This is a genomic window from Yoonia maricola (assembly GCF_002797915.1).
In the GTDB taxonomy this organism is placed as follows: Bacteria; Pseudomonadota; Alphaproteobacteria; order Rhodobacterales; family Rhodobacteraceae; genus Yoonia; species Yoonia maricola.
The window spans coordinates 999,929-1,011,321 of the sequence record NZ_PGTY01000001.1 but is presented as its reverse complement, the minus strand read 5'-3'; the positions used below and the strand labels follow the sequence as shown (position 1 = coordinate 1,011,321).

Below are 11,393 nucleotides of genomic sequence, written 5' to 3'. Positions count from 1 at the left end.
GTGATGCACCATGTAGATTCGTCATGCAATGCGGCGCCTTCGCGCGTTGTATACTATTGCACACAATAAAGATCAACGACGTTTGGCGCTGAAACATAGTTAACTTTGTACTCGCAATTCATTGATTGGTTATTTCAGTCATAGCTGATTAAACCGAGTGAGCGAATAATAAATCCCGAGGCCTGCCATGCGTTCCCTTTTAGCGATATTGTCTTTTGCCGGTGTGTTGAATGCAACGCAGGCTATGGCAGAAGACGGCCCCGTCGTGATTGAGCTTTACACCTCGCAAGGGTGTTCATCCTGCCCGCCTGCGGATGCAATGTTGCATGATTTGGCCAAACGCGACGATGTGATCGCGCTTGCGCTGCATGTCGACTATTGGGACTACATTGGCTGGAAAGACAGCTTTGCCAACCCCCAGTTCACCGAACGTCAGCATGCCTATGCCAACGCCGCGAATGCGCCGACCGTCTATACCCCGCAGATGGTGATTGGTGGGGTTGATCATGTGATTGGATCGCGGCCCATGCAGGTGATGGATGCATTGCAAGCGCGCAGCCGCGAGGGCAACGTATTTGATGTCAGCTTGACCCGGCGTGGCGAGTCGGTGCTGGTGACAGCGGTGCCGGGTGATGGTGGCGATTATGTCGTGCAACTGGTGCGCTATACGCCGGAAGAAACAGTCTCGATCCGGCGCGGTGAAAATGCGGGACGTGAGCTGAGCTATGCTAATATCGTCACCTCATGGGATGTGATCGGGCGCTGGGACGGGCGCGCGCCATTGGCGCTGGAGGCTGACGCGCCGGGTGATAGCCCGGTTGTGGTCATCTTGCAGCACGCCACGAATGGCCCCATTGTTGGTGCTGCAGAGCTGAAGTGAACCCAGCTACTTCCAGCGGCGATGCACCCAGAACCATTGTTCCGGGTGTTGCGCGATATGTGCCTCAAGCCGCGCATTCATTTCCAATAACATCTCTTCTGGTGACGCAGGTCTAACCGGCGCCTCGACCTTGACCGCGAACGACAGCCCGTCGGGCTGTCTGATGCCGAAATAGGGGATGACAAGCGCGTCGAGTTTCAGCGCGATCTCCGCGGCGGACAGTGACGTGCGTGCCGGATGCCCCAGAAAGGGCAGCCGCGCACCGGGGGCGGAGACATCGTAAAGCAGCGTGCCGAACCCGCCGTTGCGCAGGTGCCTGACAAAGCCCATCGTGCCCCGGCGCCCTTGGGCAAAAACCGGGCCGCCCCATGATGTCATGGTCTTGGCATAGTGATCATTGAAGTAGGCGTTCTGCATGGGGCGGTAGAGCCCGCCGATTGTGTGGCCCATTCTGGTTAGCACATGGCGCGGAGCCTCGTGGTTGCCGAAATGAGCGGTGACAAAGATGACGGGGCGTTGTGTTTTGGCAGCCTGCGCAAGGGCCGAAAGCCCGTCACCGGTCGCTTCGGTCGTTGACAGCCTTTGGCCGAATTCTTCCCATGAATAGTTTTCGATGATCGTACGTCCGAAGTTTTCGCAACATTTCTCTGCCAACTGGCGCCGGTCAATGACACCCATGTCGGGATAAATGAGGGCCAGATTATCCTCGGCCCGTTTGCGATAGCCGGTTAGCGGGCCGATGGCACGGCGCAGCGCGCTGCCCATCATTGCGACGCGTGTGTCATAGGGCAGCCGCATCAACGTGGCGATCAGCCCGCGCAGGGCGCGGTCGGCCAGCCAATCGGCGCGTGTGCCGTCAGGGACCTTTTGCGCGCTCACGCAGTATCCGGTGATTTGGGCAGGCCGGTGCCGATCATACTGTCGCGGGTGACGAGCGCGGCCAGTGCATCGGCGCTCCAGCCTTCGGTTCCTGCGGGCCGTGCGGGGATTACCACATAACGCATGTCGGCGGTACTGTCATGAACGCGTACAGTGGTTGTGTCGGGCAGGGTGACGCCGAACTCGGCCAGTACCTTGCGTGGTTCCTTGACGGTGCGCGACCGATAGGCACGCGATTTGTACCAATCAGGCGGCAGGCCCAGCAGATTGCGCGGATAGCAGGAACATAAGGTGCAGACGACCACGTTATGTTCATCAGCGGTGTTTTCCAATGCGATCAGACGCATGGGGCCTATGTCAAAGCCCATCTCGCGGGTGGCTGCGCTGGCGTCTTGCAGCAAATCGGCGCGAAATGCCGGATCTGTCCAGGCGCGCGCCACAACGGCGGCCCCTTGCGCGGGGTTTCGTGCATCCATCGCATCGATCTGCGCGCTGATCTCTTGCGCTGTGGTCACGCCTTTTTCGATCAGCAACTCGCGCACGGCGATTTCCATTTGTTGCCAATAGGTCAAAGGGTGGTCATCGTCGGGCCGATACGGGTGGCCAGAAGGGGACATATGATCGTGGTGGTCATGGGGCATGAGGGGCCTCTGCCGGTTCAAGCCAGTGACTGTAGATTTCGGCATCTATCGTGTCATCCGGGGCGTCAGTGGCATTGCCCCAAACCTCTGCCATAGAAAAGCGAATACGCATCAGGGGCAGGGGTGTGGCATTGCGCCCATAGGCCAGTTGTTCGGGGTTTGGAAAGGGGCCAAGAGTGCGTTCCACCCAGCCCACCTTGCCGCGCAAATAGGATGGTGTGCGCACATGGCCGGGGGGCATATCGGCCCGCACGCGCATATATCGGCGTTCAGTCACAGGTTGCCTCACCATAGGTGGGGCCACGCGCGGCGACCTTTGACATACGCTGGGCGAGTTCGGCGGTGGTGTAGACGCCAGCCTCGATCAGGTTCTGGTTGACCGATGCGATCCAGCGTTCGTAGTAGGTCATGGTTTCAAAGGCCTCTTCGCCCATGTCCTCAAGCACGCGGCGCAAACCATCAACGGTGAAATGGCCCTTGCCTGATGCAATGATCATCAATGCGTCAACGCGCTTTTCCCAAAGCGCAAAATCATGCTGCTCTGTGGGAACAGGGCCAGCCGCAGTGCCGCCCATATCATGCCAGCGGCGGCCATCGAATGTGGTGTCCTTCCTCATAGCGCAAAGTCTAGACCATTCTGTTGAGGACATGAATCACTAAATGTAGCAAGTAGGTCAGCTTCGACTTGGTGGGGGGGAAGCTGCCCTTTTGCTGTGTGCGGAGGAGGGTCGGCTGCGTAGCTGTTAAGTATTGCTAAAATGGTCTATTTGAACTTCATGCGCGGAACGCTGAAAAGGCTCTCTATTGCTGTCCTGCTTGTCGGAGCGGGCCTGTGGTTTGGCAATTCATCGCTTTTTGTGTCTGGCCTTGAGCGGCATGAGACGCGCTTGATTGCGCATCGTGGTGTCAATCAGGTTTATACTGGTTCTGACCGTTCGAATGATGCCTGCCATGCATCTCCTGTCGCGCCGGTTAAACACAGCTTCATTGAAAACACGATCCCCTCCATGCGGGAGGCATTTCGCCTGGGTGCAGACGTGGTTGAGATTGATGTTCATCTGACGACAGACTCAGTGTTTGTCGTCTTCCATGATTGGACCCTCGACTGCCGCACTGATGGGACCGGCGTCACAAACGAGAAAAACCTTGCGACGTTGCAAAGTCTTGATGTTGGGTACTGGATTGATGATGGCACAGAAGCTTACCCACTTAGGGGGCAGGCAGTTGGGCTAATGCCCACGCTGGACAGCGTCTTTGAAGAGAATATGGAAGGTCAATTCCTTATCAATTTCAAGAGTCGACGTCGTGATGAAGGTGCTGCGCTCGCCGCGATACTGGAGCGTTCAGAGGTGCGTGATAAAGTCTATGGCGTCTACGGTGGACAGCGACCAACACGCATCGCGATTGAAGCGACGCCCGATCTCCGAGGCTTTGACCGATCGTCGTTGGAAGCCTGCCTGATCCGCTATCTCGCATTGGGTTGGAGCGGGTATGTACCAGAGAGCTGTCACAACACAATCGTTCTGATTCCTCAGAACTATGCAAGATTCCTATGGGGATGGCCGCACCGGTTTACGCGTCGTCTCAAATCCGTCGGAACAGATGTCATTCTTGCCGGAGCCAATGATGGTTCAGGATTCTCAAGTGGTATCGATGATGCAGACAGTTTTCGCGAGGTGCCAGAGGCGTTTGATGGATACATTTGGACAAACCGTATTGAATTGATTGGTCCACTGAATTCTTCCCGCGAATAGAAAGCAGCCCTTTTGATATGCAGCAGCACTTGTCGATATGGGTTCTCTCAACTTTCGTCACAAGTTGCCCCAAGGATTGCGCTCCCCGCTTTGGTCGAGTTTCAATGGAAACGCCAAAGCCATCTGATGTCCCCGGCTCCTCCTAGGTCCCGCTGTCGTCCTCGTCTGTCTCATCGGGGTCGATCAGTGTGATCACCCCAGCATCTGCCATTTCGCGAATGGCGGTCGTGATTGCGGCCATTGCCTTTTCGGCGTCGGCTTTCTTGATGGCCCCACGCTCTTCCGCGTCTTCGCGCAGTTGGGTTGCCATCCGTTGAGACACACTGTTGAGTATGAATTCGGCCGATGCCACAAGTGCGTCATCCCCTTTCAGCGCGGCTGCTATGGCCGTTAGCAGCACATCACCGTCCACGTTGCGGATGGTGTTGGGAATGTCGGTTGGTTTGACCCGCGGTGCGATATCTTTGAAAGTGAAGATGGCCTTGCGCACATCTGTTGCGAATTCGGCGTCCTCTTGGTTCAGGCCGGTCAGCACATCTTCGCGTGTATCAGTCATGGTGGAGTTCAGGATCGCGCCGAGTCGTTGGACCGGTGCCTTTTCAAAGGCCAGATCCGCAGGATGCCCGTATTGTTGTGCCAAGGCGGCCCCGATCCGTCGCACGGTATCGGGTGGGATGCTTTCGGTTTGGGACATCGCATATGTGATTCGTCGTGCGCGTTCGCCGGGTGTGTGCGACAGCACTTCTGCGGCTTTTGCAACCGGAAGCTTTGACAGGGTTACGGCACAGATTGCCGTGCTTTCGGCGAGCATGATGGCGGTAATCCGCTCAATGCTTAACTCAACCACGATGGGCCAATGGTCGCCATTGCGCACGCTGGCCAGTTGGTTGCGCAAATTGCTTGCGATGTCTGGGCTAAGATGATCGGCCAGCGTGGTGATCGCCCCATCGCGTGTGCCTGGTGCGGTAAGGCCAACCGCCTCAAGCTCGGCTGTGAATTCTTCGGCAACGGCTGATACGGTTCCTTTATCGATCAGCCGCAACGATCCAAGTTCTTCAGTTAAGAGAAGTTGCAAAGACGCCGGAAGCTGCCCCAGTGGAAGTGAACCGCCATCGTCAAGCAGCATTTGTACAACCATGGCGGCCTTACGCCGGCGGGTCAGTGTGGTTGCGGGGGATAAAGATGCCAGTGTATCCATACCCTAGCATGCATAAAATAATGTTAAATATCGGTTACTTGTATCGCCTATGATCCCGGATGGGTCACCATAACAGACATTTTTTTTAGTTGCTCGACAGTTTCATCTTCAAGACGGGCTGTCTCGGCGGTGTTTTCGTGAATGCGCGTCGTGATTGCTTCGATCTGCGCAACCTCTTCTGGGGTGAATTCGCGGTCAGGGTGAGCGAAACCACCAATGCTGCGGCTGTCGCCAGAGGCCACGGCAATCACAACCCCGAACTTCATCCCGTATTCCGTCGCCTTTTCCAGCACGCCAGCAGGGTCTTCCAGGTCTGACCATTTTTGGTTGCCGGTGTTTTCAAAACCCCATGCCACCATCGGATCGTTCATGATCAATCCGTTGCTGGAATAATAATCCAACCATGCTTTGGGATACGTCTGAAAGACAAATTTCGGGGTCGTGTACTCGATATGGAAGCCGAGTGCGTATCCCGCGTTTGCGATCTCATGTAGTTGCCCAAGTGCTTCGCTGATCTCAAATTGTGCAGAACTCATATCGTCCAACTCGCTTTCCGGTTGCCAAGCTGCGTAATAAACAAATATTATAGGCGGGACTATGTGTCGACTAAGTTTAAATGCAACTAGGTCGGGCTAACAAGAGCTTTTCTGAAGGGAGGCTCTCTTGAGGATTTTGAATGTCGAAACTTCTTGGTCTGGATGAGATAGGGCAACTTGCCCCGTCAGGCCACTATATTGCGTTGCGCATAGGGTTTGCCTTCCCCATGGAAGAAATCAACGAGCTACGTCCTGATTGGGTAAGCCACTATACAAAGCAGCGGTTTGCCCTTTTTGACCCGGTGCTTAGATGGTCTTATGCGAACGTCGGTGCAGTACGCTGGAGTGAGTTTCCAGTGGATGATCCAAAGGGTATTCTTGCCCAAGCCAAGACGTTTGGCATGGCATATGGCGTATCAGTTTCGGTCTTCGACAGCAGCGCGGACGCGCAGAGGTCATTTGCATCTTTTACGCGATCAGACCGTGAATACACCGCTCTGGAAATCAAGCTGTTTCAAGCCTATCTCACTCGCCGCCACAATGATACGGCACCACCCACCAATTTGACCAAGGCGGAACTAGAGGCTTTGGGCATGGTGAAAGACGGCAAGCGTCTCAAGCAAATCGCCTTTGAGTTGAGCGTTAGCGAGGGGGCGGTCAAGCAGCGCCTTAGGAATGCTAAGTTAAAACTTGCCGCAAAAACGAGCACTCAAGCTGCTACGCTGGCGAATCAGTACGGCTTAATCTGAGAAAACATAAGCCTTTTTTTCTTTCTTCTGAACAATTAGAGCTAAATTGTCGACGGTGCGGTACCGTCGGCTTTTTCGGCGACGGGGGCCGCCATTACTCACGCTACAACCAGAGGGAACACTATGGAGAATATCACTTTTAACCTGACAGAGCTTCACAAGCATGGATCTGCGTTCTTTGAATTTCTTGCACTGCGCAAACAATTTTTTGTGGATCAGCTTGGTTGGGACATTCCGCATGATGATGATGTCGAGATGGATCAATATGACAACCCAAAGGCGTATTACTCGCTTGTTGTGAAGGACGGAAAGGTCGTTGGCGGCATGCGTACGATGGCCACAACAGCGCAATGGGGCTCACATACCTATATGTTGCGTGATGCGGTTGATGGGAAACTGATCGGCATTCCAGCCGATATTCTGCCAGCGGCGGAAGTGACACCGACAGTCTGGGAAGCGACGCGTATCGTTATCTCTGAAGATATCAAAACGCATGCGGAACGGTCGGCATGTTTGGGCATGCTGCTGGATGGTGTGGTGTCGCAGGCACGTGAACATGGCGGGACCGAGATTATGGCGCTATGTCCACCGGTGTTCGCGCGGACGATGCGCCAGCTTGGCTACCCGGTTTATCCGATCGGCGAACCTTACATTAACGCGCATGACAATCGTAAGTATGTCGCGATGAAGGGTAAGATTGCTGGCATCCGTGCAAAAACGTCAGATCAAACAGATGCCGCAACGAATCAGGCCGCTAGTCTGTCTCGGCCCACATATGTGGTGCAGCAAAACGCTGTGCATGCGCCGTCAAAGATCTAACATCGGCATCACAGCAGCCAGCGCAGCATTGATTGTGCCGGGTAGCTAATCCTAGTGTGTCTTAAAGACGCGCGCAAAAATCGTATCAACGTTTTTCATGTGATACCCGAGATCGAATTTTTCCTCGATCTCTGCCGGGGAAAGTGCGTCTAAAACATCCCCATCAGCAAGGAGCTCGGTTTTAAAATCGGCTCCTTGTTCCCAGACTTTCATTGCGTTGCGTTGCACCAGTTTATAGGCATCTTCGCGGCTGACGCCTGCTTGGGTCAGGGCCAAGAGAACCCGCTGGGACATGATTAGCCCACGGAATTTATTCATGTTTGCCAGCATGTTATCGGGGTAAATTACTAATTTTTCGACAACGCCTGCAAGGCGGTTCAAGGCAAAGTCCAGTGTGACGGTCGTATCCGGGCCAATCGCGCGTTCGACAGATGAGTGGCTGATGTCACGCTCGTGCCAGAGGGCTACGTTTTCCATCGCGGGCACCACGGACATGCGAACCAGACGGGCAAGACCGGTCAGGTTTTCGGTCAGCACAGGGTTGCGTTTGTGCGGCATAGCAGACGACCCCTTTTGGCCTTTAGAGAAGAACTCTTCCGCTTCCAGCACTTCGGTCCGTTGCATATGCCGGATTTCGGTCGCGATGTTTTCAATGCTGGAGGCGATGACACCTAATGTCGCAAAGAACATCGCATGGCGGTCGCGGGGGATAACCTGCGTGCTGATCGGCTCGGGCGAGAGGCCCAGTTGCGCGCAGACGTGTTCTTCGACTGATGGGTCGATATTGGCGAAGGTACCGACGGCACCAGAGATGGCACCGGTGGCGATTTCTTCGCGGGCGTTCACCAGGCGCGCACGGCCCCGGTCCATCTCTGCGTAGAAACGGGCGAAGGTCAGGCCCATTGTTGTTGGTTCGGCGTGAATTCCGTGGCTGCGCCCAATGCGGACGGTGTCTTTGTGTTCGTAAGCGCGGGTCTTTAGAGCCGCGAGCACGCGGTCCATATCTGCGATCAACAGGTCAGCGGCACGGACCAGTTGGACATTCAGTGTTGTATCGAGCACGTCTGACGATGTCATGCCCTGATGCACGAAACGGGCGTCGTCTGATCCGATATGTTCGGCGAGGTGCGTTAGAAATGCGATGACGTCGTGTTTGGTGACTGCTTCGATTTCATCAATGCGGGCGACGTCGAATTCAACATCCTTGGCTTTCCATACTGCTTCGGCGTTCTCTTTCGGGATCACGCCGAGCGCTGCTTGCGCGTCACATGCATGGGCCTCGATCTCGTACCAGATGCGAAATTTCGTGGCCGGCTCCCAGATTGCAGTCATTTCCGGGCGAGAATAGCGAGGGATCATGGGCAAGCACCTTATGTCGGGGGTGGGCAGAGGATTCCCGACGCGTCATAAGGGGCCGGGGCAGAACCCTCAAGGGAGAGATGCGTATGTTGTGGACATTGGTGGGGGTCTGATGGTGACAGCGGCAGCATTTGTCGGGCCGTGGGCGTTGCAACGCACGATCCGGGATCACTTGCATGGTCAACATGGCACGCTGCAAGGGCAGGCGATCTTTACGGCAACCGGCTCGATGCATCTGAGCTATGAAGAAATCGGGACGCTGACGCTAGAGAGCGGCGCGCAACTGGAAGCCAAGCGTCGTTATTTCTGGGCGTTCACGCCCGACATTGTGATCGTTACTTTTGAAGACGGGCGTCCGTTTCATCAGTTTACGCCCGTCGGCCATGCTGTGGGGACTGATCACCCTTGCGGTGACGATTTCTATACTGTTCGTTATGACTTCACCGCTTGGCCACAGTGGCGGGCCGTCTGGACAGTCAAAGGCCCGCGCAAGAATTATGTATCGACGTCGCTTTACACGCCAGCGCCGTCCCGGACCTGATCCGGGGCAGTGTTGCGCTTCGTTCTACTTGCGCCGCCTCGCGGCATCGGCAATAAAACCTCCAACGACATAAACAATATGGGAGAGCGGCAGATGGCCCTCGCACTCAACGACAAAGTTCTGACAGAGGCTTTTGGCCCATCCGAGGGGACCGCATTGCGCGTCAAACAGGCCGTGATGGTGGTTTTGGGGATCATGGCCCTCGCGATCTTGGCCAAAGTTAAGGTCGCCGTACCGGGCAGCCCCATTTACATCAGCATGGGGACATTTGCTGTGCTCATGATTGGTGCAGCCTACGGCCCACGTCTGGGTCTTGCGACGATCATCGGCTACATGATTATCGGCATGTTGGGCTTTGATATTTTCCAAAGCTCAACAGCCGAGTTGAATGGTCTGGAGTATATGATGGGCGGCACTGGCGGCTATCTTGTGGGCTATGTTCTGGCCACTTTGGCGCTGGGATTTGCGGCGCGTGCTGGTTGGGATCGGTCGGTTGTCCTGATGGCCGTTGCGCTGCTGGTGGCAAACGTGTTGATCTATGTCCCCGGCGTTGCCTGGTTGACCGTGCTTTATGAAGGCAAAGGGTTGGCTTGGGCCATTGAGGTTGGTTTGACACCGTTTGTTATCGGTGACGCGCTTAAGCTGGGTCTTGCGGCACTGCTTGTACCGGGTTTGTGGAAGCTGATCGGCGACGCGCGCACTTAGGCGTTTGAAATTGAACGACGCAAAAAGGCGCTGCATCACGCAGCGCCTTTTTTCATGCCAGATGGGTTGAGACTGTAGAGGCGCGTTCTAGCGTGCGATGAACAGGGCACTTGTCCGCGATCTCAAGCAGCCTTTCGCGTTGTTCATCGGTCAGGTCGCCTTCGAGCCTGATGGACCGATCAAAGTGGTCTACCTTTGCGCCTGTCTGGGCGGCGGCATCGGCGGCGTGTTCCTTGGCGTGGGTGATATCGACGCTGACCCCAGTTAGCGGCCAGCCTTTACGCCTTGCGTACATACGGATGGTCATTGATGTGCAGGCACCCAGACCTGCAGAGACCAAGCCATAGGGTGTCAGCCCTTTATTGGTGCCGCCGTATTTGGCTGGTTCATCGGCCAGCATATGATGCGGCCCGGATTGTACATCTTGCAGGAAACCATTCGCGTCGGCCTCTGTCACCCGCATGATGCCTTCGGGGACGGCAGCAATGGCTTTGGGTTCTTCTAGTTTGAGGTAGCGTTTGGACCACGCTGCGATCACGTCTGCGGCGTATTCGGCGTCTGCGGGCCTTGTGATCAGGTGATCAGCGTCATCCAAGGTGACAAAGCTTTTGGGGTGTTTGGCCGCGAGGAAGATGTCAGAGGCGTTCTCAACCCCCACTGTCGCATCGCGGGGGGCGTGCAGGACGAGCAGGGCAGCACCTAGCTTGGCGATGGAGGACTTGAGGTTGGCCTGGCTGACATCCTCGACAAAGTCTTTGCTGATGCGGAAGGGGCGACCACCCAGCGAAACTTCGGCGACGCCGTGATCCACAATCTGCGGGATGGCATCGGCAAAATTGTGGGTCACATGTTCAGGATCGAAGGGCGCGCCGATCGTGACGACGGCCTTGACGCTGTCCATCATGGGTGCAGCTTTTAGCACAGCGGCACCGCCCAGCGAGTGCCCAATGATCAATGAGGGCGCCAAGCCGCGCGCGTCCAGCGCTTTGCTGGCCGCGATCAGATCATTGACGTTGGAGGTAAAGCTGGTGTTTTCGAACTCACCTTCAGAATGGCCCAACCCGGTGAAATCGAACCGTAAGACCGCGATCCCCATCGAAGACAGGCGCGCTGCAATCCGTCGGGCAGCGGTGATGTCTTTGGAGCACGTAAAGCAATGCGCAAAAAGCGCTGTCGCCTGATGCGGCCCATTGGGCGTATCAAGGCGTGCGGCGAGCGTGTGGCCTGAATGCCCGGTGAAGGTGAGCTTTTCGGTTGGCATGAACGGACCCTTTCCGTGGCGGTCTGCGTAAAAACTGCGCAAGAGATGGGCGTAAGATGCGCATGCGGCAA

General features: G+C 55.8%; 14 protein-coding genes. 6 read left to right on the top strand and 8 right to left on the bottom strand.

Annotated features, from left to right (window positions below; genetic code table 11):
• Positions 1-187 precede the first annotated feature (187 nt).
• Positions 188-880 carry a DUF1223 domain-containing protein gene (locus BC777_RS05100; protein ID WP_100367035.1) on the top strand — a complete coding sequence of 231 codons (693 nt, stop codon included), beginning with the start codon at positions 188-190 and terminating at the stop codon, positions 878-880.
• A gap of 6 nt (positions 881-886) precedes the next feature.
• Here the strand turns inward: BC777_RS05100 and BC777_RS05095 are convergent, their stop codons facing one another.
• The 4 genes from BC777_RS05095 to BC777_RS19600 are packed head-to-tail and all read right to left on the bottom strand — an operon-like array spanning position 887 to position 3,017.
• Positions 887-1,759 (bottom strand): lysophospholipid acyltransferase family protein, encoded by an 873-nt coding sequence (locus BC777_RS05095; RefSeq protein ID WP_245834163.1) that lies wholly within the window; start codon positions 1,757-1,759, stop codon positions 887-889.
• A complete protein-coding gene (gene nthA / locus BC777_RS05090) occupies positions 1,756-2,400 on the bottom strand; it encodes a nitrile hydratase subunit alpha (RefSeq protein ID WP_100367034.1) in 645 nt (214 codons plus the stop codon). Before nthA ends, BC777_RS05095 begins: the two co-directional genes overlap by 4 nt.
• Positions 2,390-2,659, bottom strand: a complete 270-nt coding sequence (locus tag BC777_RS19605; protein ID WP_100368012.1) for an SH3-like domain-containing protein — start codon at positions 2,657-2,659, stop codon at positions 2,390-2,392. The genes nthA and BC777_RS19605 overlap by 11 nt, the downstream gene beginning before the upstream one ends.
• Before the next feature lie 10 nt (positions 2,660-2,669).
• Positions 2,670-3,017, bottom strand: coding sequence for an SH3-like domain-containing protein (locus BC777_RS19600; RefSeq protein WP_281251767.1), 348 nt, complete (start codon positions 3,015-3,017; stop codon positions 2,670-2,672).
• Between the two features lie 270 nt (positions 3,018-3,287).
• Between BC777_RS19600 and BC777_RS05075 the strand changes: the two genes are divergently transcribed.
• Positions 3,288-4,154 carry a glycerophosphodiester phosphodiesterase family protein gene (locus BC777_RS05075; protein ID WP_211095326.1) on the top strand — a complete coding sequence of 289 codons (867 nt, stop codon included), beginning with the start codon at positions 3,288-3,290 and terminating at the stop codon, positions 4,152-4,154.
• Positions 4,155-4,296: 142 nt separating this feature from the next.
• On the opposite strand, the gene BC777_RS05070 is transcribed toward BC777_RS05075, so the two are convergent.
• Positions 4,297-5,352: a FliG C-terminal domain-containing protein gene (locus BC777_RS05070; RefSeq protein WP_100367033.1), complete on the bottom strand. Its 1,056-nt coding sequence runs from the start codon at positions 5,350-5,352 to the stop codon at positions 4,297-4,299.
• 47 nt (positions 5,353-5,399) lie between these two features.
• A complete protein-coding gene (locus BC777_RS05065; RefSeq protein WP_100367032.1) occupies positions 5,400-5,888 on the bottom strand; it encodes an autoinducer binding domain-containing protein in 489 nt (162 codons plus the stop codon).
• Between the two features lie 140 nt (positions 5,889-6,028).
• On the opposite strand from BC777_RS05065, the gene BC777_RS05060 reads away from it, so the two are divergent.
• Both BC777_RS05060 and BC777_RS05055 read left to right on the top strand, forming a co-directional pair.
• Positions 6,029-6,637 carry an autoinducer binding domain-containing protein gene (locus tag BC777_RS05060; RefSeq protein WP_100367031.1) on the top strand — a complete coding sequence of 203 codons (609 nt, stop codon included), beginning with the start codon at positions 6,029-6,031 and terminating at the stop codon, positions 6,635-6,637.
• Positions 6,638-6,760: 123 nt separating this feature from the next.
• The gene (locus BC777_RS05055; protein ID WP_100367030.1) at positions 6,761-7,456 is read left to right on the top strand and encodes an acyl-homoserine-lactone synthase; all 696 of its coding nucleotides are present in this window, start codon (positions 6,761-6,763) and stop codon (positions 7,454-7,456) included.
• 51 nt (positions 7,457-7,507) lie between these two features.
• Here BC777_RS05055 and purB read toward each other — a convergent pair whose 3' ends face one another.
• Positions 7,508-8,815: an adenylosuccinate lyase gene (gene purB, locus BC777_RS05050; RefSeq protein ID WP_100367029.1), complete on the bottom strand. Its 1,308-nt coding sequence runs from the start codon at positions 8,813-8,815 to the stop codon at positions 7,508-7,510.
• Between the two features lie 112 nt (positions 8,816-8,927).
• On the opposite strand from purB, the gene BC777_RS05045 reads away from it, so the two are divergent.
• Positions 8,928-9,356 carry a DUF6314 family protein gene (locus tag BC777_RS05045; protein ID WP_100368008.1) on the top strand — a complete coding sequence of 143 codons (429 nt, stop codon included), beginning with the start codon at positions 8,928-8,930 and terminating at the stop codon, positions 9,354-9,356.
• A 93-nt stretch (positions 9,357-9,449) separates the two neighbouring features.
• Positions 9,450-10,061, top strand: a complete 612-nt coding sequence (locus tag BC777_RS05040; protein WP_100367028.1) for a biotin transporter BioY — start codon at positions 9,450-9,452, stop codon at positions 10,059-10,061.
• Between the two features lie 52 nt (positions 10,062-10,113).
• On the opposite strand, the gene BC777_RS05035 is transcribed toward BC777_RS05040, so the two are convergent.
• Positions 10,114-11,322, bottom strand: a complete 1,209-nt coding sequence (locus BC777_RS05035) for a bifunctional alpha/beta hydrolase/OsmC family protein (protein ID WP_100367027.1) — start codon at positions 11,320-11,322, stop codon at positions 10,114-10,116.
• Positions 11,323-11,393: the final 71 nt, after the last annotated feature.